The sequence below is a fragment of the Amycolatopsis sp. lyj-346 genome (genome assembly GCF_046548975.1).
Lineage (GTDB): Bacteria > Actinomycetota > Actinomycetes > Mycobacteriales > Pseudonocardiaceae > Amycolatopsis.
On the sequence record NZ_JAJPWT010000018.1, the window covers coordinates 189400 to 211434 of the forward strand.

The window sequence follows — 22035 nt, forward strand, 5'->3', positions numbered from 1 at the left end:
AATGAGGCTCTTCGGCGAGCTCCAAGTCATTCGCTGTCGGCCATCGTGGCTTGTCAGCTTGCTTGGTTTCCGGGGACTGAAGGCGGCCCACGACGTCCTCATTGCCTGTGGCTGGAGGGCGGCGGAGTTGCGGGTCGGGGCACGCAACTCCGCCGCCGGTCTGGGTTCTACACGCGTTCGCCCACGTAGCTGATCGCGAGATTCAACGCGGCATCATGATCCGACGGCGGCAGCGGAACGATGGTGACTGCAAGGCTTTCCGCTACCTGCTGTACCCAGTGGTCCGCGCGGTGACGGAATTGCCTCTCTTCGCCGTCCGTTTCCGTCGTGTCGATGGAGGCGTCGGCCGCGAGCGTCGTTCGGAACAGCAGGTTGTAGTTCGCGCTGTGGTTTCGCACCAGGCACTCGAGTTGCTCGATCTCTGCCTGCGGAACCTGCTCACCACGATGCTCCAGTGCGGCGCGGTAGTACGCCAAAGCATCCGGGACGGCGCCGTTCACCAGCACGACGTCAGCGTGGGCCCACGCTTCGAGTTCATCGCTGATGCCCCGGGTGATGAACCACATCGTGGATGCCCAGGTGTGGTTGTGCAGGATTGGCATGCCGAGCCGCTGCGCCCGCTCGACGAGCGCGGCGATCGTGGCGACCTGGTATCCGTTGCGCCGGAGTTCGAGGGCCAGCCGAGAGACGAACGTGCTCTTGCCGGTCATGTGCGGACCCATGATCCCGATGGTCAACGGCTGCTCCTGCGCAGCCGCCATCATCGGTGCCTTCCCTCGGCCGCGCCGACGGTCAGTTCGATTCTCGGTGCCTCGACAGTCCTCAGATCAGGTATTGCTTCGCCGGACACCGGCTTGGCGGTTGTGGTCACCGGTTTCCCTCCTGCATTGTGGCGTCGGATCGATCACCATGGGACCCTGACCAGCTACGATGCGGGAAGGGGGTAAATGACGAACACGACGATTTACCCCCGTCCCGGCAGACCGGAGAAGACGTGAACGACGAGCGGAGCGAGGGGCGGCCGGCCGCCGTCCACCTCGCGGGGGAGATCCGGCGCCTTCGCCTCGACGTGGGCCTGAGCCAGTCCGAGCTGGCTCGGCGGATCGGCTACACGCGCAACTACGTTTCGATGGCCGAGCGGTCGGGGCGGAACCTGCCGTCGCGGGAACTCGTCGACGCCTTGGACCGCGGGTTGGCGACCGGCGGCCAGTTGCGCCTCCTTCTGGAGACTGCCCGGCAGGAACAGATGGCGTTGCGGCGCGGGAACCGGCCGCAGCCCGTCAGCCAGGTCAGGGACGACGCTGTCCGGGCAGGCGTCCCGGCGCTGCGCCGGGCGCTGGCGGCCTGTGACGTTCCGGACGACGGTCCTGTTCGGCCGGGGCACGCCCTGCGGCTGGGTGTCGCACAGGCGACCGAGCAACGCCTACAGGCACGTTACGCGCAGCTGGTCGCCGAGTTGCCCGATCTTCTGGTGGAACTGGGCCGCGCTCGTCACTCGGCAGCCGACGAGCGGAAGCGCGGAGAGGCGACCGAACTACTCGTCCTGGCTTATCGCGCGGCAGACGGCCTGGCCTTCAAGTACGGGTACATGGACCTTTCCGCGCAGATCATCACCGCCATGCGGTTGGCCGCGTCCGAGGTCGATCGGCCGTTTCTCGATGCCGCGGTCGCTTATGTGCGTACCGAGGTCTTCCTCGCCACCAAGGACTTGGGTGCGGCCCACCGATCTCTGGTCGACGCCGTTGACCACATTCCCGGGTCGAAATCCAAGCTGGACAGCGATGTCGCCCTTGGCTCGTTGGCCATGCGGGCCGCGGTTGTCTCCGCGCGTGACGGAAAAGCGGAAGAAGCTGCTGACCACATCGCGGCGGCATACCGGGCCGCCGAGGCCGTTCCCGAAGGCGTCTACCTCGGCACGGCGTTCGGGCCCGCGTCCGTCCGGATTCACGAGGTAGCCGTCGCGCAGGAGCTGGGGGACAGCCCGACGGCGGTCCAGCGCGGAACCGGCTGGCACCCACCTCGTGAACTGCCGGCCGAGCGCCGTTCTCACTTCTACATCGACCTGGCCCCAGCGCAGCTCGACGTCGGCCGACTCGACGAGGCCTTCGCGTCGCTCCAGCTGGCCAAGAGCGTCGCGCCGCAGCACACCCGTGAGCACCCGCGGGTCAAGGCGACGCTGAAGTCCCTCCTACGCGGCCAGCGGACGGTGAGCGACGAACTGTCGACCTTCGCGGCGTGGGCCGACGTGTCTTGATCAGGTTCGGGCAACCAAGCCGGGCAGCTCGGCCAGCGAGTCGATGACCCAGTCGGCGTTCGCCAGCACGGCGGGGTCCGCCGCCCAGAGGTGTCCCCACGGACCGCGACGGATCAGCGCAGTCCAGAGCCCGGCAGCGTGACCGGCGACGATGTCGTTGTCACGGTGGTCGCCGACGTAGAGCAACTCGTTTCGAGCGACGCCGGCCATCTCGACGACGCGCTCGAAGAAGCCGGGGTCAGGCTTCGCCACACCCCAGTCCGTCGACGTTGCGATCTGGTCGACGGGGAGGTCGAGCTTGCGGAGGAGATCGCCGGCCTTCGCGGTCTGGTTGCCGGCGAGACCGACCCACAGGCCCATCCGCTTCAGCTCGGCGAGCGAGGTGCGGACGTCGGGGTAGAGGTCGGTTTCGTCGATGTGCTCCCCGTGCCCGGTCTCTTCGCGGCGCGTGCGCTCGGTCGCCACGTCGAAGTCCGGCTTGAAGTAGCGGAACGTCTCGGCGTTGTCCCGGCCGGCCGCGGTAACGGCGCCGAGCACAGTGGAGAACGTGTGTCGGCTGACGCCGATCCAGTCGGCCCAGGCGTTCCACTCGCGCGTGTCGTCGAGCACGGTCTCTCCGATGTCGAGAACAACCGCCCGCACCGGCATGGCGCTTCCTTCCCGTCGGGGTAGTTGACGCGCCCGAGTCTGTCACCCCGTCGGAGCGGCTATGGTCAGCCCTCGGCCATGACCAGCTCCAGCGGTCCGAGCTGGGTGAGGTTGGCGAGCAGGTCACCTGCCGTGACCAGCAGGTCGGCCCCGATCGAGCAATCGCAGGACGACCTCGTTGCGCCACGCCTCGAACGCATGTTCTATTCGTCTGGTAGGTTCGGCCACGCCGAAGTCGGGATCGCCGGAGCCGGAGGTCGCTGTGGCGTGGTTGCTGAGGGAGCGGAAAACCGGCGAGGAGTGGCGCTTCGGCGACAGCGACCTCGCATGGGAAGCCGGCGGTTACGACACGGCCCGATTCGAACTGCACGTCCTCGACGAGGAGGTCAGCGGAGCACCCGATGGCTTGCCGGTCTCGTCTCTGGCTGCAACCTGTAGGGCCTGACGTCGAGGCGAGCCACCGACTGGCCCTCCGATGATCATCTCTGGATTGCGCGGAGGGGTGAGTTCGGCATGATGCGGATCGCGCGGCTGGTTCTCCGGCTCCAACGGGACCGCGCCGCCACCACGCCGTTCGTGCCGACCCGGACCAGGCTGAACGTGACCGACCTACCGTCCACCAGCGGGCCCAGTTCGGCAACCGGCAGGGGAACCACGGGTTCGGCGCTGTGTCTCCGCGCCGGTAGGAGCAGCGACGCGACGATCCTGTTGCCCGCTCCCTCCGATGTCGAGCACGGAACCGCGGTGGCCGCATCGGCGGCGATAGGCATTGGGCCTTCGCCAGCTCGACGTTCCCGATGGCGTGACATAACTGTTCCCGGAATTCTCGCGTGAGAGAGCGAGGCGAAGCAGCGTCCGACGGCGTCATAGCGCGGAGCCGCACGTCATTGAGTCTAGCTCACCTTTGGTCGCGGCCCTTTCCACCGACCACCCGATGGAATCCGCGATCTCTTCGTCGGGTGTGCCCCACGAGGAGATCCAGTCGTCCAGCGCCACGCTCAGGCTGTCGGGGATGCCCGCCGTCATGGGCCGAGGGCCAGGCTCGGACTCGATCTGGTCGATGTGGATCCACGTGCCATTGGGATCGAGGCGGTTGGTCGTCGCGTCGTAACCTTCGAGACGGCGGGGTGGTACCGGAACGGCGTTCGGGACATCGCCATCCGTGAGCTGTGATCGACGGTTACGGCACCCTCGGTCGCCGAGATGAGGGTGCCGTCACCGCTCAGTGCACCGACTGGGGGAACCGCAGCACGAGGTCCGGGTCGTAGCGGCGCGCCACGGCACGCAGCCGGCGCAGGTTTTGCCGGTAGGACGTCTGCGCCCAGTCTTGCTGCAGAGGGTCCAGGTAGTTGATGTACGTGCCGGTGCCGACCAGGCGCGCCAACGCCTTCTGCACCTGGTCCACCTCCCGTGTGACCTGGTCGGGCGGCAGGGTGCCGACGGAGCCGAAGGGCTCGATGGACGTCGGTGCGCCGCGGTGCGGATAGGCCGTGTCCGTCGGCGTCTGCCGGTCGATCGCTCCGCCGAGCGCGCCCAGGATCAACAGCGCGCTGTCCATGCCGCGCACCGTGTCCGCCACCGCCTGTGGGTCGTGCCACCTGTCCACGATCCGTGACGACGCGCGGAATGCGTTGCGGGTCGGCTGACCACCGGTCATGATCGCCGTCGCGGTCGGGTAGTCGACCTCGGCGTGTTCGATCGGTGCGTCCACGCCGGTCGCGTCGAGCAGGCGGGCGAGTTCCGCGAGCACCACGCCCTCGCGTCCGACGCCGCAGCCGAACACGTCCACCGCGCCGTTCGGCGTGGCCACGCAGGAGGTGGACACCTCGTCGGGCAGCGCCACGCTCCACGGCTGCCAGCCGCCGAGGACGTCTGCCGCCGACCCGGCCGGGAACCGGACGCGGAACACGGTCAGCACCTCGGGCATCGGCGCGGTGGCGAACTCGAACGAGGTGACCACTCCGAAGTTGCCGCCGCCACCGCCGCGCAACGCCCAGAACAGTTCGGACTCGCAGTCTTCCGACGCGGTGACCACCCGGCTGTCCACCGTGACCATCCTGGCGGCACGCAGCCTGTCGCAGACGAGGCCGTACGTGCGCTGCGTCCAGCCGAGTCCGCCGCCGAGGGTGAACCCGGCGATGCCGACGGACTGGCAGTTGCCCAGCGGCAGGCACCTGCCGGCGGCGGTGAGCGCCGAGTAGACCTGGCCGAGGCGTGCACCCGCGCCGACCACGGCAGTGCCGTCGGACCGCACCTCTACCGCGGACATCCGCGTGAGGTCGACCACCAGGCCGTTGTGCGGGGTGGAGTAGGCGGCGTAGCTGTGCCCGCCGCCGCGCGCAGCCACACGGACGCGGGATAGGCGTGCTTCCTCCAGGCAGCGCTGCACGTCATGTGGCCGCACGCACCGGGCGATCGCGGCAGGCCGATGATGGTCGAACAGCGAGTTGAACGGCAGCCGTGCGGTGTCATAGCCGTTATCACCGGGCAACAGGAGCTCACCGTCCAGGCGAGCGCGCAACCGCTCCCACCGCGACGGGAGCGCGTCCGCGACCCCCGCCCCGCCCACACCCACCGCACCCGAGGCCACCGCCGCGCCCGCCCACCGCAACACGCCTCGCCGCGAAATCGTCACATCGTCTCCGTCCCTCGGTTCCGTGTGCCATCCCAGCAAGGGATTCGGTCAAGGCCAATCCGCTGTTCGGCGGTGCCGGGCGCCGCTGCCGTAGTTCTCGGCGCCCAGGCATCTGCCGGTGTCGATGTTGCGCAGCTGGCGGGTGCCGTCGCCCCAGACGTGGACGTTCCAGTTCTGGTAGTTGCGCCTGTTGCATTGGAAGGTACGCGCTCCGAAGTCCCTGCTGTCGTCCAGGCAGGCAGCCGGCCGCAGCGGGACGGTGAGGTCGAAGCCTTCCAGGACCACCGGCTGCGGCGCCGGAAGCGGCGGCCGCCCGGCGGCTGATGCGGTGCCCGCAGGGCCGATGAGCAGAAGGCCGCCGGCCAGCGTCACCCCCGTGATCGGCGACGCCGTCCACTTCCTGAGGCGCAACAGCAAGGTGACGAAGGCAAGGGACCTCGACCTCGCACACGTCGCCTGACCAGCGATGTTCGTCATGGGGTGACGTAACCTGAACGCTTTGGGCGCGCGTTGGCAAAGACGGGGTGTTAGGGCGAAGCGAAACCCTGGGAGCTTCATGTCGTCAGACGCGGAACTAATCGGCAGGTCGCTGCGCGGAGACACCGATGCCTTCGTGGAAGTGATCAGCCGGCACGAGACCGCGCTCGGGAACTATCTGGCGCGCAGAGTGGGGCGGCAGGCCGCCGAGGACGTGCTCGGCGATGTGTGGGTGGCGGCTTACGAGTCCCGTGCGAACTACGACCGTTCGTATCCCGAAGCCAGGCCTTGGTTGTACGGCGTCGCGCTGAACAGGCTGCGCCGGCACTGGCGGTCTGCACCTGCCGAGGAGCCGGCGTCGGACCTGACCGGCGTGGCGAGTGACTGGGATCCCTGGCCGGCGGTGGATACCCGCGTGGACACGCAGGCACTGCTGGGCAGGGCACTGGCTCGGCTCAAACCGGAAGAGCGGGAAGTGCTGGGCCTGGTCGCCTGGGAGGACCTGACCGTCGCCGAGGCCGGGCGGGTGCTCGACATCCCGGCCGGCACGGCCCGCCGCCTGTTGCACCAGGCGCGCAAGGCATTGCGTGAAGCCCCCGAAGTGGTCGCGCTGCTGCAAGTCCCGACAACCTGAAAGACGACCCATGGATGAAATGGACCTCATGAAGAATCTGCGTGACGTGCCGTCTCCCGGTCCCGAGGCCTATGACCGTGCCCGCGCGGCACTGCAGACGGCGATGGAGGAACCCGTGGCCACGGTCGCGGCACCGAAGCGCTGGTTCTCCTGGCCCAAGGTCAGCGTCGCCGCCGTGGGCGCGGCGGCCGTCGCGGCGGCTGTGGTGATGGGTACGTCGGGCGGCAGCGTCCCGGCCGGCCCGTCCGACGCGGCCCCGCAGGCGGTCGAGGCACCGCTGGTGAAGCTGGCCTCCGCGGTCAAGGCGGCCGGCACGCAGCCAGGGGACGCGTCGCTGATCATCAACACGAAGTTCGGGCCGGACAACAAGCCGGACCTCTACTACACCCTCTACACCGACAAGGGCCGGCAGTTCACGGGCGACTCGGCGAAGACCCTGGCGGACGCAGTCGCCAAGGGCCATGCCGAGCCTGCTACGCCGTACGACGGGAAGGTGATGGCGGCGGCCCGTCTCGCCGCGAACGGCGACGTCGACAAGGCCAGGATCGCGATGATCACCGCGTCCAACAATGCTCTGGGAGTCGGCCTGAGCCCCGCCGAGGCGGACAAGGCCTGGGCGGCAGCCCAAGCGGAGACCGCGGAGATGTTCCGCAAGCACGGCAAGCCGGTTCCCGCCCCCAAACCGCGTCCGACGGGCAAGGACCTGGAAAACCTGATCAACAACCACTTGTGGAGCAACGCCGAACATGCGCTGTTCGCCAACGCCGCCGACTCGGAGGTCCGCGCGGGAGTGCTGAAGCTGTACGCAACCATCCCGGACATGATCGTCGGCAAGACCAACGTCGACGGCCAGGCCGCGCTGACCCTCACGGTGCCACCCGCCATCCTGGGCGGCGGTGCGGACGTCCTCACCATCAACGCCGACAACGGCCTGCCGATCCGTGAGGAGATCACCTCGGCGGACTCGGCCAAGCGCTATGTGGTGAACTACAAGTCCTCCCGCGTGACCCTCGCCGACGTGGCCGCGGGCAAGATCTGATCCTCGTGCCGAACTGTCCTGGGAGGGCCGAGATCATTTCGGCCCTCCCAGGATCGTTCCGTCCGCCCGGCACTGCCCGCGAGGCGAGTCACTCGGCCCGCCGAGACCCATCCCAAACCGAGCACCACCCACAGCGTCGAACGACTGGCCGTTGCGGACCAGAACCCCTTCGGGCACAGGGGCCGCCTGCCGCGAGATGGACTACCAGTGGTACGCGCCGTTCGTCATGGACGCGACCGAGACGGCCGACGCCTTCCGCCTGACCGCCACCGACCTCGACACGCCGTCCGCGACGAGGTCGGCTGATCCTGGAAGTCGTCTCGTGCGTCAAGCTGCCGCCTCCGCTCATCGGCTACTTGTTGAATGGCGGTACGACTGAAGCCGGGCCAGGCTTGGTCGAGGTGTTCGACGGGTGGCTCTCTCATCGGCTGCCCACCACGCTTTTCGGGTGTGGCTCTCACATGGCGTGCCCTCGTCGAGCACCGTGGCGGGGTGTGGCTCAAGAGGGGTCTGCTCAGCTCGAAGTAGCGCTGCCCACCTCGCCTGATACCAACCCGGGTACGGCGAGGAGAACAGCGTGACACCAATGATCATCGGCGTGGATCCGCACAAGCGGTCTGCCACCATCGAGATCATCGACGAGCGTGAGCATGTGCTGTACACCGGGCGGTTCGGCACCGATCAGGACGGCTATTGCCGCATGCTGGCCGCTGGTCGTCGGCATCCGCAGCGGGTGTGGGCGGTCGAGGGCTGTCAGGGTATCGGCCGCCACCTCGCGCAGCGCTTGGTCGCCGACGGTGAGACCGTAGTCGATGTGCCGGCGAAACTCTCGGCGCGGGTGCGGGTGTTCGCCACCGGCCAGGGCCGTAAGACCGACCCGGTCGACGCGCACTCGGTCGCGGTGGTTGCCTTGCGCACAAGGGGTTTGCGGCAGGTTCAGGTCGATGACGCGACCGTGGCGCTGCGTTTGCTGGTGGATCATCGGGACGAACTGGGCCATGCTCGCGCCCAGGTCGTCAACCGGTTGCATCGCCTGCTGTTGGAGCTGCTGCCCGGCGGGGCGAAGAAGTTCCTGTCCGCCACCCAGGCCCGCGCGCTGCTGGTGTCGGTGCGGCCGCGTGATGTCGTGGGCAGGACCCGTCGGCGGCTGGCCGCGGACCTGGTCGCCGAGCTGGACCGCATCGACAAGCGGATCAAGGCCGCAGACACCGAACTGGGTGAGCTGGTCGCGGCCACTGGCAGCACGCTGCTGGAGCTGTTCGGGATCGGCCCGTCGGGCGCCGCTCGCCTGCTCGGCGACATCGGTGATATCGGCCGGTTCGCCGACAAGGGTCGGTTCGCGTCCTGGAACGGCACGGCGCCGTTGGAGGCGTCCTCTGGTGATCGTCGCCGGCATCGGCTGTCGCGGGCGGGAAACCGCCGGATCAACCGGGTGCTGCACGTGATGGCCATTGTCCAGCTCCGTCACGACACCCCCGGTCGTGTCTACTACCGGCGGAGGTTGGCTGAGGGCAAGACGAGTATGGAAGCGATGCGGTGTCTGAGACGCCGCCTGTCCGATGTCGTCTACCGCCGGATGGCCCGCGACGCCGAGCGCGCAGCGGCAGGCCCGGGAGGACATTCGGGGGCGGCTCCTGACTCCAGCGCGGCTGACTTGAACCCCGTGGTCAACACTTCGGAACAGTCACTTCCCGAGCCTGCCGCCCACAAGGATAGGACAACGGCTTCCCCGTCTGCTTGACACAGAGGGGAGCCATGTGAGGTCGTTCACAGGTGGTCACAGCCGAGCGGAAAGCGGTGTCTGGTGGCCATGACGAACAAAGAGCAGACCTCGGTGCTGATCACCGGAGGCAACAAGGGACTCGGTTTTGAAGCGGCCCGGCGGCTCGGTGAGCTGGGCTGGACGATCTTCCTCGGCTCACGGGACGAAGGCCGGGGTCAGGCGGCCGCCGACAAGCTGGCTGCCGGTGGCGCGAACGTGGTCATGGTCCCGCTGGATGTGACCTCGGACGAGTCGGTGGCCGACGCCGTACAGCTCGTGCGAAAGCACACCGACCGGCTGGACGTGTTGATCAACAACGCCGGCGCGCCGGGAAAGGCTGTCCCGCCCGCGGACGCGACGGCCGAGGAGATTCATTCCGTCTACGACACCAACGTGTATGGGCCGGTCAGGGTCACGCACGCGTTCCTTCCCCTGCTGGCTGCGGCGGACCACGCACGGGTGGTGATGGTGTCGAGCGGTGGCGGTTCCTTTGCGGTCATGGCCGATCCGACGCAGCCCGTCTCGAAAATGCACGAGCTCGCCTACAGCTCGTCGAAAGCGGCGCTGAACATGATCACCGTCCGGTACGCCCAGGCGCTCCCGAACATCAAGTTCAACGCCATCACCCCCGGCGAGGTCGTCAACCGCAAGTTCACCGCCACCGACATGAACAACCACACCGGCCAGCTGACGGTCACCGAGGGCACCGACCCGATCATCGAACTCGCGACGCTCGACGCCGATGGACCGACCGGGATCTTCATCGATCGCCTCGGCCCCGTTGGCTGGTAACCGCAAACCGTAACCGGCACCCGGCAACACACAGAAAACAGAGGACAACCATCATGATCCTGATCGCCGGAGCCAACGGCGTCGTGGGACGACAGGTCGGCCCGCGCTCACCTTCGCCGACTGTGCCCGCGACAACGCCTCCGCCTTCCGCGGCTGATCATCCCCGGGATCGGGAGGCTGTAGGGGATCGGCATGGTCCCTCCGATCCCCGAGCGCTCAGCTGACGTTCGTCACCTAGCGGATTGTCCGCATGGGAGCACCGACGTTGCCCGCGTGAGGCGCCTGGCCGCTGCTTGTTTGCCGGAGTAGTGCGAGAGCCTCCTCGGAGGGGGAGCCGGTGGGGGTCGTGCACACGATCAGCACCTGTTCCGGTGAGCGGGCGATCGACAGTGTCTGCTGTGTGACGGTCACCGTGCCGACGACGGGGTGGTGCAGTTCGTAGGACGCGGCGTCGCAGGGTGCCACGCGGTGGTCGCCCCAGAGTGCGACGAACTCCGGGCTCTTCATCGTCAGCTCGCCGATCAGCTCTGCGAGCAGTGGGTCCTGCGGGTGTTTGCCGACGGTGATCCGCAGGTTGCCGACTACCGCGCGGGCCTTGCTCTTCCAGTCCGTGTACAGCTCCCGGCAGTGTGGGTCCAGGAACAGCATCCGGCTCGTGTTCGGCCGCCCCGCCGGGTTGTCCGGGCTGCCGAAGTCCAGGTGGCCGGCCAGCAGGGCGTGCCCGAGCGTGTTCCACGCCAGCACGTCGGTGCGCCGGCCGAGCACCAGCGCCGGGACGCCGTCCACGGCGCGCAGGAGGTCGCGCGTCTCGTCGGCGAGCTTCTCGGGCCGGGGACGGCGCGCGCGGGGGGTGTGGCGGGCGGCCCCGGCGAGCCGGTTGAGGTGCTCGCGCTCGTGGTCGTCGAGCAGCAGGGCGCGGGCGATCGCGTCGAGCACCTCGGCCGAGGCGCCGCGGGACAGCCCCTGCTCCAACCTCGTGTAGTACGAAACGCTGACGCCCGCCAGCTGGGCCAGCTCCTCACGCCGGAGCCCGGTCACCCGCCTGCGGGGCCCGAAATCGCGCAGGCCGACGTCTTCCGGTCGCAGCAGCGCCCGTCTGGCCTGCAGGAAATCGCCGAGGGGGCCAGGTCCGTCCATGCTCCCAGTATCCGGGTCCGGTCCGACCCCAGCCACACCCCGCGAGGGGTAGGACAACGCGGGAGTGGTTCGTGCGTGCCCGCGTGTCCAGGCTCGGTGCCATGGAGCAGATCATCTTGGGCGATGTCACGGTCACCCGCATCAAGGAGTTCTACGGCTCGGTCGAAATGACCCCGGGCGAGTTCTTCCCGGAGAGCCCGGACGGCTCGTGGGACGAGCATCGCGCCCGGCTGGCGCCCGACTTCTGGAACCCTCGGACGGACGAGTGCCAGTCGGCGATCCAGTCCTGGCTGCTGCGCAGCGAGGGGCGCACGATCCTCGTCGACACCGGCGTCGGCAACCACAAGGACCGGCCGTACTCGCCCGTGTGGAGCCGTCTGGACACGGACTACCTCGGCAACCTCGCCGCCGCCGGAGTGCGGCCGGAGGACGTCGACATCGTGGTCAACACGCACCTGCACGTCGACCACGTCGGCTGGAACACCCGGCTCGACGGCCGTACCTGGGTCCCGACGTTCCCGAATGCGACGTACCTGATGACGCAGCGGGACTTCGAGTTCTGGGACCCCGCCAACGAGCACAAGTCCGTGCTGGGCCGCGGCAACCAGAACGTCTTCGAGGACAGCGTCACGCCGGTCCACCAGGCCGGCCTGACCCACCTGTGGGAGGGGTCGTACCGGATCGACAAGAACCTGCGGCTCGATCTCGCTCCCGGGCACACCCCCGGCTCGTCCGTGCTCGCCCTGGAGTCCGGCGGGGAGCGGGCCCTGTTTGTCGGGGACCTGGTGCACACCGCGCTGCAGATCGTGGAGCCGGAGACCAACTCCTGCTTCTGCGAGGACCCGGCCGAGTCCCGGGCCACCCGGCACAAGCTGCTCGGCCACGCCGCCGAGAACAACGCGCTCGTCTTCCCCGCGCACTTCGGCGGACAGGGCGCCGCCGAGGTCGAGCGCACCGGGTCGAAGTTCGCGATCAAGGAGTGGGCGGCGTTCTCCCGCCTCTCCTGAGACTCCCCGAAAGGAAGCGCTTCCCATGACCCAGTGCGCAAACCCGGTCGTCGAAACCCCGGTGGGCGTCGTTCGCGGCGCCCGCGACGACTCCGGCGAGTTCTACCGTGCCATCCCGTACGCGGCAGCACCGATCGGCGCCCGCCGTTTCGCGCCGCCCGAGCCGCACCCGGGCTGGTCCGGCGTCCGCGACGGCACGCAACCTTCGCCCACGGCTCCCCAGCCGGTCCGCGACTTCGGCAGGCTCGACATGACCCCCTACTTCGGGCCGGGCTGGGTCCGGGGCGAGGAGTACCTGACCGTCGACGTCCGCACGCCCGCCGCCGACGGCGGCAGGCGACCCGTCATGGTCTTCGTGCACGGCGGCGGCTTCGTCACCGGCTCGACCCGCGCCGCGCTCTACGACGGCAGCGCGTTCGCCCGCGACGGCATCGTCCTCGTCACGGTGAACTACCGCCTCGGCATCCCCGGTTTCCTCGACCTGGAGGGCGCGCCGCCCAACCGCGGCCTGCTCGACGTGCTCGCCGCACTCAACTGGGTGCGCGCCACGATCGCCGCGTTCGGCGGCGACCCGGACAACGTCACGATCTTCGGCCAGTCCGCGGGCGCCACACTCGTCGGAGCGCTACTCGCGACACCGGAGGCCAAGGGCCTGTTCCGGCGGGCGATCGTCCAGAGCGGCAGCGGCACCGGCGCCTTCACCCCGGAACAGGCGCACCGAGTCACCGCCACGGCGGCCGCCGCGCTGGGCGCCGAACCGACCGCCGAAGCCTTCGCCGCGATCCCGGACGAGCGTTTCCTGGAGATCCTGCCCGCGCTGGCCGGACTCGACCTGCGCACCGGCACCGCCACGGACCCGCTGGCCGGCCTCAGCCCGTTCAGCCTCGTCCTCGCGGTCCAGCCCGCCGGCAGTCTCACGGACGGGCCGGCCCGCGACGTCGACCTGCTGATCGGCACCAACACCGAAGAGGGACACCTTTACCTGGTACCGCAAGGCAATCTCGAGTCCTCCACGACGGCAGACGTGCTCGCTCTCGCCGCCAGGGTGGGTGCGGACCCGGAGACCGAGGTCGCCGCGCACCGCGCGGCACGGCCGAACGCGACACCGGGCGAGCTGCGCTCCGCGGTGCTGGGGGAGGCACTCTTCGGCGCCGGCACGGCCCGCATGGCCCAAGCCCACGCACAGATCTCGGGCGGCCGCACACACGTCTACTCGTTCGGGTATCGCTCGACGGCCCTGAACGGACGGCTCGGCGCTACCCACACCGTCGAACTGCCCTTCGTCTTCGACATCGCCGACAAGCCTTGGCTGCACGGCGACACCGGCCTGCTCGGCCCCGACCCCGCCCCGGACGGCCTCGCGGCCCGGGTGCACACCGCCTGGATCGCGTTCGCCGGCACCGGGAATCCGGGCTGGGCCGCATACGATCCGCAACAACCCGCGGCGGAGATCCTCGGAAGCTGAGCAGCGGTCGACCTTTACCAGAGATTGCAGTGGTGGTCGGCGGGGAACGTCGTGCGGGGACTGGTGCCTTCCGAGGTCAGGTTCTGGACGGGGGAGGGTGTGGCCGTGGTGGCTGCCGGCCAGGCGGGGTGTCCGGGGCCGTTCGGGTTGCCGGTGGTGGCGAAATGTGTCCAGTATCCGATCATTTGCTGTGACAGCCGGTGCTGCCGGAGGTCCAGTAGGGAGGGGAGTCCTTGTACGGTGCCGAACAGGTAGAACAGTTCGGCGGAATGGAAGTCTTCCAGGGGCATGAGCGGGTCGAGGAACGAGTAGGGCGGCTGTGGGTCGGCGAACTCGTATTGGTAGACGGCTTGTCCGGGTTGCGAGGTCATGGTCCGTACCAGCGATTCGTTCGGGCAGGCGAAGGCGCCATCGGTGATCACGCCGGACATGGCCGCGTCCGCGTTGTCCGGCGCTTCAGGCCGGTAGGCTGCCAGCAGTTCGGGAGTGACCGTACCTGCCCTGGCGCGGATCTCCGTCTCGAGTTCGGCCGCGGTGGGCCGCCGTAGCTTGCCGAGGTGCCAGCCGAGCGCGACGAACAGGTTTCCCTCGTTCTTGTTGGTTCCGCTGATCATGGGGACCTTGTTGTACCGGCCGGTGGCCAGTGCGTCCCGGGTGGGCTCTTTGACGACTTTTCCGTCGATCGTCGGCGTCCAGCTCAGCTCGGCCTGCAGCGGAAGTGCCTCGCCTTGGGCTTTGATCAGCTCGTCCGTCGGCTTGCCGCGTAGGCAAGTGACCTGTGCGGCGGTGTCCGGGCAGCCGACTTTCTTCGCGAAGGAATCGCCGACGGAGTACGCGGTGTTCAACGCCGCCGGGCCGAGGGCGGTGCCGACGCAGCCACCGCTTTGGGAGATGGCCTTGTGGAACAGGTCCGCCGCGGTCGGGGAGATCAGCTGCATGCAGACGCTGTGCCCGCCCGCCGACTCTCCGAAGATCGTGACGTTGCGCGGGTTCCCGCCGAAGGCGGCGATGTTGTCACGTATCCAGCGAAGGCCGGCTTGCTGGTCGAGGATCCCGTAGTTGCCCGTGGTGCCGGCTTCCGTGGCCAGGCCGGGCAGGGCGAGGTAGCCGAAGGAACCGAGGCGGTAGTTCAGTGTGACGACGATGACGTCGCCTTTGGTGACCAGCGGTTTCGGGTCGTACCCCGCGCCGGAGCCGAGGGTGTACGCGCCGCCGTGCAGCCACACCATCACCGGGAGGTTCGTGGACTTCGCTGCCGGCGGTGTGGTCACGTTGAGCACCAGGCAGTCTTCGCTGACGTTGCCGAGTGGCAGGCTCTGCGGGCAGATGTTGCCTTGGCGGGTGGCGTCGCGAACACCTGGCCACGGCGAGGGTGGCTGCGGCGGCCGGAACCGCAACGCCCCCGTCGGCGGTGCCGCGTAGGGAATGTTGAGGAACTGGCGATTGCCGAAATCGGTCTTGCCCTGCAACTGGCCTTGCGTGACGGTGACCTGGTCTCCGAACGTCGGTGACGCCATGCCGGAGGACGCCGGGACGACGATGAGCAGGAACACCGACATGGCAAGAACGACTGCGGCTCGTCCGCGTGGATGGCGCTGACCTGGGGGCATGCCCAGAACCTACTGACGGGTAATTGGCTGATCAAGGACAGGATTCCTGATACTCAGGTAACTGAGTCTCGACAACCGCTGTCGGCTCAGACCGTTGACAACGCACTACCGGTACGCGCCGAGGAAGGTGCCGTCGATGGTCCGGGCCGACGTCCCGTGCGGCCTACCGGCTGGAGCGTGGTCATGCCCACCACCTGGTCACGTCATGAAGCGCTTTTACCAAGGCGCGGGCATGGTCGTCGGGCGCGAGGTCGGTGAGCAACGAGGCAGTCTCAGGCACCAGCGCGAGACACGTGGCGCGATTCGTTCCCCGCAGCACCGCACGCAGCACTGTTACCCGCGCTTCACGATCGAGTCCGAGCTCTGCGGCGTGGGCTAACAAAGCCGTCCGGGTTCCGGTGTCGCCGGCGTGTGCCGCGCCGGCGGCAGCCACGAGTTGATCAGCCGACAGATGTGGTACGAGTGCGGTCAGCGCCTTGGCGCGTTGGTGCGAGCCGGTGATGTGGAACGCCACTTCCAGCGCGTCTGCGATCTGCCGCGTGTTCAGGTGTGGCGCGAGGCCGGCCAGCAATCCGGCGCGGCCGTTCTCGTTCGCCAGCGTGTGCACCTCGTGCAGGACCATGTCGAGCTGACCGGACGTCAGACAGGGCGCCAGCCGGCACACGTCCAGATTCCAGTACACGACCCGGTTCCCGCCGAGGATCTCGTCCAGCAGCGACTGGCACAGTTCCACGCGTTGATCAGGGGGGAGGCCTGGCCCGATCCGCGCCAGTAACTTGACGCGGCCGCCGATCCCGGCTGCCGATTCGGCATCAGCGAGAGCGGTCGCCAGGATCTCGGCTCGGTGCGGTGGCTCGGTGTGCGGCGCCAGTTCCGCGAGCGCCGTGGGCCGGATGTCCCGGCGAACGATGGCAAGCGCGATGTCCCGGGCGGTCTCCACGTGACGGGGGAGCAGGTGCAGGGCCAGCTGCTCCAGCGTCGTCAGCCGCAACAGGTCGTCCTCGGAGACCGCTGCGGCGGCCAATGCGGTGTCGAGCACCGCGGCGCGTTCTTCCGGCGCCAGATGCGGTGCCATCCCGGCCAGCGCCTCCACCCTCGCCGAGGGATCTTCCAAGTCCGTGACCCTCGTCAGAGCTGTGGTCAGCTGCGCACGCGACAGGTGGGGAGCCAGCGCAGCGAACGCCTTCACCCGCGTGTACTCGTTGCCGATGGAGCTGGTCGCCGCGAGTGCGGTGTCGAGTTGCTCCGGCGTGAGGTGCGGTGCCAGCACCTCGATCGCGCGGGCCCGGTAGTGGTCATCGTAGATCTTGGTGCCTGCAGCGAGCGCATCCGTGAGCTGCGCGTGGTCCAAGTGCGGTGCCAGGGCGGCGAGCAACCACACGCGCTCGAACGGTTCCGCGAAGCTGGTCACCGCACGCAGTGTGGTCGCGAGTTGTTCCGGGGTGAGGTAGGGCATCAGCGCACGCAGCGCGCTGACCCGGGAGCGGTTGTCCGTGATGGCAGCCGCGGTGTCGAATGCGGCGGCCGTGGTGGCGGCTCGCTCAGCGGCGGACAGGTACGGCGCCAGACCCGCGAGTGCCGTGACCTGTGCCTGGTGGTCGGCGATCTCCGTGGCCAGGGCCAACGCGTGCGCGAGCGTGGGAGACCGTTCAGGTGGCGGCAGGAACGGCACCAGGCCCGCCAGCGCGGTGATGCGGGCGTCACGATCGGGAATCGTCGTCGCGTTCGCCACCGCGGACCCGAGGTCGCCGGGCGTCAGGTGCGGTGCCAGGCTGAGCAACGCCGCGCCCCTGGCCTGGTCGTCGAAGTGGCCCCAGTGCACGTTTTGCGCGGTTGTGATGGCCTGGGACGCCTGCGGGGGCGGCAACCGTGACGCCAACGCCACCAGCACCTCGACCCGGTGCGGCGTGCCGGCGATGTCCTGGACCGAGGTCTGGACGGTCCTCATCTGTGCGGCGGACAGGTCGGAGATCAGCGTCTTGAGCAGCGGCACCCCCGTGTGCGGATACTCGCCGTGAAGTAGCTCGACAACGGTTGACAGTGCGGTCGCGAGAGCCTCGTCCCGTTGGTCCCCTTCGAGGTGCGGTAGCAGTTCGAGCAAGGCACCTGCCTGGAAGTACCGGTCGTCGACGGCGTGACACGCGGCGAGCGCGGTGGCGAGAACAGCGGGCCGCTGCTCCGGCGGCACCACAGGCGCGAGCTCAGCCAGCCGCCGGGCCCGGTAGTCCGGCCGGGTCAGCGCCGTGGCACGGTCAAGCGTGGCTGCGAGAATCCCCGCCCGCCCTTCTGGCGGCAGCTGGCCCATCAGCCTGGTCAGTGCTCTGACCTGCGCGTACTCGTCGACGATGGTCTGGGCGGCGGCCAGCGCGGTCTCGAGCTGCGCGGCGGACAGGTACGGCGCCAGCTGGGTCAAGACCACGGCACCGGAAAGATCGATCTCGGGGCCGGTGACGAGTTCCAACACCGTCTCGAGCTGGTCGTGGTCCAGGTGTTGTGCGAGCTCCGCGAACAGTTGTGCCCGGTCGTGCTTGTTCGAGACGAGTAGGGCCGCGGCCAGGGCCCGCTCGACGGCCACCGGCCGTTGCACGGGTGGCAGATGAGGGATCAGGTCGAGGAACGCCCGGGCCTGCGTGTGTGCGAACGAAACGGCGCCGGCCGCGGTCAGCGCTGCCGACAACGCGACCCTCCGCTGCGGTGCCGGGAGATGCGGCGCGACCGTGGTCAGCGCGCGTGCCCGGTCGAGCGGGTCAGCGAGGCGCCGGACATGGGCGAGCACGCGCTGCGGAGTCCACCGGCCGTGATCGAGCAGGGCAACGAGCAGAGGTGTCGGGACGGTGGTGGTGAGGCTCGCGACGGAGGCCGCGACGAGGTGGTAGCGGATTTCCTCGGCGAGGCTCGGGGCAGGGCGGTGCCGGTCGAGCGCGAGGTCTGTGCGGTGTTCGGCCTCCGCGCGGGCCAGGGCGACGTCGGTGAGGTAGTCGTCGATGGTGTCCGCGTGGTCGTGCGCGGCGAACCAGACGTTGCCCGTTCGTTCTGCACCCCCGGTGCCTTCCGTGCGGAGGAGCTGATGCAGGTCGGCCGCACGGCCGGCGGCGGCGAGGTGCCGAGCGAGGTGCCGCAGCGGGTAACCGTCGTCCATCGCGGCCACCGCCGTGGGATCCGCGGCCGGCACGGGCAGGTGCGCAGCCAGTCCGCCGAACCGGCCCAGGTAGTGGGCGGCGATCCGGCTGTGCGCCGTCGTCGTAGCCGTGGCGAGGGCATCCGACAGCCCAGGCGCGGTGCCACCAGCGAGGTCGCCGGTGCCGGTGAGAAGCTCGCGGAAGCTGTCGTGGTAGATCGCGAACTCGCGACGCGTAGCTTCCCCCGGCCCGGACCGGCGGGTGGGAGGCGGCGCCACGGACAGGAACGGTCGCAGCCATCCGTGGCAGCAGCGGAGGACGTCCTGTTCGTCCACGCCGGCCAGCGCGGCGAGACGAGCGCTGGGGAGGGGTTCGCCCGCGGCGGCGAGCGTGCCCAGCACGGGCAGCGAGACATCGTGCCACTGGCGGTTCGATGCCCATCGTCGCACTGCGGTGGCGTAGTAGGCCGACAGTCCCACGGGCAACGAGGCCAGGTCGCGGGGATCCCGGTCCCCGTTCTCGATCTCGGTGAGCACGTACTTCAGGTAGATCCATACTCCGCCGCTGCGGTCGGCCAGCTCCTCGACGAACGCGCCGGCATCGAGGCCCGCCGCGGCCACGCTGCGGGACAGGGCACCGCTCCGGGTGACGGCGTGCAGGTGCTCGACGAGATCGCGCTGGTTCTCCTCGGCGTCAGGCCGGATGCGCACCACCGCGGTGGGGTCGACGCTGGGCGGCGCGTGCCCGGTGCGGTACGTCCCCAGGAGCACCACCCCGTCGGGAAGCTGCGCGGGCAGCCCCCACGGTTGCGGCTCATCGTCGAAAGTGGCGTCGGTGCCCGCCTCGTCGGCGCCGTCGACCACCAGCACAACCGGCGCACCCGGCTGCCGGCCTACGCCGGCCAGGATGCGGTCGAACGCTTCCGGCGTCCACGCCTGCTCCGCCGGCGCGACCTCCCCTCCCAGCCCATGTCGGTCGACCAGCTGCGTGGCGAGGTTCCGCAACGCCACCGCCACGGTCCTTCCGCGCCGCATCCGGGAGAAGTGCCCGATCCAGCCGCGGGAGTGCACGAGGTAGGCCGCCAAGGCCGACTTCCCCATCCCGGCTGGGGCTTCCACCCAGACGTACCCGCTCGTCCGGTTCCGCAGCAGCCGGTCGATCTCGTCGATCACCCAGCGCCGGCCGGTGAACCCCTGATCGAGGATGGCCGTCACCGCGGCGGCGCGATCTGCGGCGATTTCGTCGTTCGGTGCCGATCCGACGACCCCCGCCGTGCCGGGGACCAGCTCGGCGGGGGCGAGTGCCTCCTGGTAGCGCTTCACCCAGTGGCTGATGCTGCGTTGCCCGTCGCCGAGGCTGGAGACCGCCGGGTGGGCGTCGGCGTAGCCCAGGCAGAGCGAGACGAACCCGTTCAGATTGTGCCGCTCGGGTTGCGCCTTCCCGGACAACCAGTTGTAGAACGTGCTCCTCGAGAACCGGTGCGGGGACGCCGACCTCGCTGCGAACGCCATCAGGTCCTCGTGGCCCGGATCGCCCGCCAGCTCTCTCAACTCGGCTAGGACCGCAGCCGCTGCGGGGAGACCCGCCGTTCCCGCTCGTCCAGTTTCGTCCAGTTCCACCGATGCACCCGAATAGACGGTTCAGGTCCGACCGTGGATACCGACCACGACGGACAGGAGCAACCACCATGATCCTTTTCATCCGGCATGTCGTCGACGTGCTTCCCGCAGTCACCGTGGGGCTGCGCGCGCTGGCGGCGACCATCTCCCTCACAGTCGCTGCCGACCAGGCCCTGCGTTACTGGCGTGGTTCCCGCGACCGGTGACCGAGCACCTCAACAGGTCAACGCCGTAGCAGGGAGCGGCCCGGACCGATCTCACGCAAGCGCGGATCGATCCGGGCCGCAGCCCTGCTTTACGCCACCGTTCTTGCTCTAGCCACGCCGCCACAGCTGGACGGCGAAGCCGTTGCAGGTGTAGAGCGAGAGCCGGGCACCGTTCTCGGCCTTCCAATCGTAGTTGTCCAGGCACATGTTGCCGGCGACGTTGCGCAGCGAGAACCAGCCGTTGCCCTGGTCGATGATCTGCCACTGCTGGGCCGTCGAGTTGTTGCAGGCGACCAGCCCGACGTCGGCGTTCAGCGCCGTGCTGGCGTTGATGTCGGTCAGGCAGGTACCGGTGTTGCGGTTGCGGATCTCGTACCAGCTGACGCCCTTGTAGTTGAATTCCCACTCCTGCGCGGCGTTGCCGTTGCAGCTGTACAACCGAATGAGCGCGCCGGGCGTGGTGTCGAAGTCGTAGTTGTCGACGCAGCGGTTGCTGTGCTGGCCCCGGATGCCGGGCGCGGTCATTCCGTTCGGCAGCGGCTGGCCGAAGAACGGGGCGCCCTTGTCGCTGAAGTAGAGCTGCTGGAAGCGGGTGTGCCGGTTCGGGTCGGTGAGCGCGTCCGGCGTCGGGTTGGCGTAGTCACGGGCGTGGTAGACCAGCACGTCCGTGCGGTTGTCCTCGGCCACGGTGAAGCTGCCGTGGCCCGGGCCGTAGACCCCGTTCGCGGTCTGGAACACCGGGTTCGGGCTCTTGCGCCAGGAGGCGGGGTCCAGCAGGTCCGCGGTGTCGCCGGCCGACAGCAGGCCCAGCTTGTACCGGGAGTCGGTCGCCGAGGCCGAGTAGGCGATGAACACGTGGCCGTTCTTGACCAGCGGCGACGGCCCTTCCACCACGCCGGCGACGCCTTCCATCTCCCAGGCGTACGTCGGGCGCGCGATCTCGGTGACCGTGCCGGTGATGCCGGTGGGCCCGTTCATCCGGGCGATGTACATGTGGCTGTTGAAGTTGGTGGACGGGCTGTCCTGGGCCCAGGTGAAGTAGCGCACCCCGCGATTGACGAACGAGGCCGCGTCGAGCTGGAAGGAATCCCAGCCGGTGTTGAAGCGCTGGGGCGCGCTCCACGCGCAGGTCATCGGATTGGCGCAGGTGTTGCGGATCCAGTAGAGCCGCTGGTTGAACTGCGCGGTGCTGGGCGAGGCCGAGAAGTACATGTACCAGGCGCCGTCGATGAACTGGATGTCCGGCGCCCAGATCCAACCGCTCAGCGCGCCGCTCGACGGCGCGGTGAACGCGTTGACCGTCGCGGCGCTGCCGAGGCCCTGCAGTGTCGTGGCGCGTCGCAGTTCGACCCGCTTGTAGTCGGGGACCGAGGCCGTCATGTAGTAGTAGCCGTCGGTGTGCTTGTAGATCGCGGTGTCGGCGCGCTGCTGGATGACCGGGTTGTTGACCGTGATGAACTGCGCGCCGGCCGGCGGGGCGAACGCTGCCAGCAGCACGATGATCACGCCGAGCGCGACCGCCAATCTCTGCCGGAGGCGGATGAACGTTGCCATAGGGGGCTCCTTGGGGGAAGGAGGGACCGCGCTGGCGAGCCAGGGGGTTCTGGCGCACGAGCAGGTGCGATGTGAGC

Annotated in this window: 18 protein-coding genes; 9 read left to right on the plus strand and 9 right to left on the minus strand. The window is 69.0% G+C overall.

Annotated features, from left to right (window positions below):
• Positions 1-167: 167 nt before the first annotated feature.
• Positions 168-737: an AAA family ATPase gene (locus ACLJQE_RS37640; protein ID WP_410644354.1), complete on the minus strand. Its 570-nt coding sequence runs from the start codon at positions 735-737 to the stop codon at positions 168-170.
• A 257-nt stretch (positions 738-994) separates the two neighbouring features.
• Here ACLJQE_RS37640 and ACLJQE_RS37645 point away from each other — a divergent pair, with 257 nt between their 5' ends.
• Entirely contained in the window at positions 995-2254 is a 1260-nt protein-coding gene (locus tag ACLJQE_RS37645; protein ID WP_410644355.1) for a helix-turn-helix transcriptional regulator, read from the plus strand.
• Here ACLJQE_RS37645 and ACLJQE_RS37650 read toward each other — a convergent pair whose 3' ends face one another.
• Both ACLJQE_RS37650 and ACLJQE_RS37655 read right to left on the minus strand, forming a co-directional pair.
• Positions 2255-2902, minus strand: a complete 648-nt coding sequence (locus ACLJQE_RS37650; protein WP_410644356.1) for an HAD family hydrolase — start codon at positions 2900-2902, stop codon at positions 2255-2257.
• Between the two features lie 65 nt (positions 2903-2967).
• Positions 2968-3102 (minus strand): hypothetical protein, encoded by a 135-nt coding sequence (locus tag ACLJQE_RS37655; protein WP_410644357.1) that lies wholly within the window; start codon positions 3100-3102, stop codon positions 2968-2970.
• A 62-nt stretch (positions 3103-3164) separates the two neighbouring features.
• On the opposite strand from ACLJQE_RS37655, the gene ACLJQE_RS37660 reads away from it, so the two are divergent.
• A complete protein-coding gene (locus ACLJQE_RS37660; protein WP_410644358.1) occupies positions 3165-3347 on the plus strand; it encodes a hypothetical protein in 183 nt (60 codons plus the stop codon).
• Positions 3348-4124: 777 nt separating this feature from the next.
• Here ACLJQE_RS37660 and ACLJQE_RS37665 read toward each other — a convergent pair.
• Both ACLJQE_RS37665 and ACLJQE_RS37670 read right to left on the minus strand, forming a co-directional pair.
• Positions 4125-5537 carry an FAD-binding protein gene (locus tag ACLJQE_RS37665; protein WP_410644359.1) on the minus strand — a complete coding sequence of 471 codons (1413 nt, stop codon included), beginning with the start codon at positions 5535-5537 and terminating at the stop codon, positions 4125-4127.
• A gap of 48 nt (positions 5538-5585) precedes the next feature.
• On the minus strand, positions 5586-6014 hold the full coding sequence (locus ACLJQE_RS37670) for an RICIN domain-containing protein (RefSeq protein ID WP_410644360.1): 429 nt from the start codon (positions 6012-6014) through the stop codon (positions 5586-5588).
• A 79-nt stretch (positions 6015-6093) separates the two neighbouring features.
• Here ACLJQE_RS37670 and ACLJQE_RS37675 point away from each other — a divergent pair, with 79 nt between their 5' ends.
• From ACLJQE_RS37675 to ACLJQE_RS37690, 4 genes are all read left to right on the plus strand, one after another.
• Positions 6094-6648, plus strand: a complete 555-nt coding sequence (locus ACLJQE_RS37675; protein ID WP_410644361.1) for an RNA polymerase sigma factor — start codon at positions 6094-6096, stop codon at positions 6646-6648.
• 28 nt (positions 6649-6676) lie between these two features.
• The gene (locus ACLJQE_RS37680) at positions 6677-7687 is read left to right on the plus strand and encodes a hypothetical protein (RefSeq protein WP_410644362.1); all 1011 of its coding nucleotides are present in this window, start codon (positions 6677-6679) and stop codon (positions 7685-7687) included.
• A 586-nt stretch (positions 7688-8273) separates the two neighbouring features.
• Positions 8274-9428: an IS110 family transposase gene (locus ACLJQE_RS37685; RefSeq protein ID WP_410644363.1), complete on the plus strand. Its 1155-nt coding sequence runs from the start codon at positions 8274-8276 to the stop codon at positions 9426-9428.
• Between the two features lie 69 nt (positions 9429-9497).
• Positions 9498-10241: an SDR family oxidoreductase gene (locus ACLJQE_RS37690; RefSeq protein ID WP_410644364.1), complete on the plus strand. Its 744-nt coding sequence runs from the start codon at positions 9498-9500 to the stop codon at positions 10239-10241.
• 234 nt (positions 10242-10475) lie between these two features.
• Here ACLJQE_RS37690 and ACLJQE_RS37695 read toward each other — a convergent pair whose 3' ends face one another.
• A complete protein-coding gene (locus ACLJQE_RS37695; RefSeq protein ID WP_410644365.1) occupies positions 10476-11378 on the minus strand; it encodes a helix-turn-helix transcriptional regulator in 903 nt (300 codons plus the stop codon).
• Between the two features lie 101 nt (positions 11379-11479).
• Here ACLJQE_RS37695 and ACLJQE_RS37700 point away from each other — a divergent pair, with 101 nt between their 5' ends.
• Both ACLJQE_RS37700 and ACLJQE_RS37705 read left to right on the plus strand, forming a co-directional pair.
• On the plus strand, positions 11480-12385 hold the full coding sequence (locus ACLJQE_RS37700; RefSeq protein WP_410644366.1) for an MBL fold metallo-hydrolase: 906 nt from the start codon (positions 11480-11482) through the stop codon (positions 12383-12385).
• A 25-nt stretch (positions 12386-12410) separates the two neighbouring features.
• Positions 12411-13850: a carboxylesterase/lipase family protein gene (locus ACLJQE_RS37705; protein ID WP_410644367.1), complete on the plus strand. Its 1440-nt coding sequence runs from the start codon at positions 12411-12413 to the stop codon at positions 13848-13850.
• A 14-nt stretch (positions 13851-13864) separates the two neighbouring features.
• Here ACLJQE_RS37705 and ACLJQE_RS37710 read toward each other — a convergent pair whose 3' ends face one another.
• Together ACLJQE_RS37710 and ACLJQE_RS37715 are read right to left on the minus strand one after the other, a co-directional pair.
• The gene (locus ACLJQE_RS37710; protein ID WP_410644368.1) at positions 13865-15409 is read right to left on the minus strand and encodes a carboxylesterase/lipase family protein; all 1545 of its coding nucleotides are present in this window, start codon (positions 15407-15409) and stop codon (positions 13865-13867) included.
• 232 nt (positions 15410-15641) lie between these two features.
• Complete coding sequence (locus ACLJQE_RS37715) at positions 15642-20198, minus strand: hypothetical protein (protein ID WP_410644369.1); 4557 nt, start codon at positions 20196-20198, stop codon at positions 15642-15644.
• Between the two features lie 68 nt (positions 20199-20266).
• Between ACLJQE_RS37715 and ACLJQE_RS37720 the strand changes: the two genes are divergently transcribed.
• Entirely contained in the window at positions 20267-20404 is a 138-nt protein-coding gene (locus tag ACLJQE_RS37720) for a hypothetical protein (RefSeq protein WP_410644370.1), read from the plus strand.
• Between the two features lie 108 nt (positions 20405-20512).
• Here ACLJQE_RS37720 and ACLJQE_RS37725 read toward each other — a convergent pair whose 3' ends face one another.
• Positions 20513-21958 carry a family 43 glycosylhydrolase gene (locus ACLJQE_RS37725; protein ID WP_410644371.1) on the minus strand — a complete coding sequence of 482 codons (1446 nt, stop codon included), beginning with the start codon at positions 21956-21958 and terminating at the stop codon, positions 20513-20515.
• Positions 21959-22035: the final 77 nt, after the last annotated feature.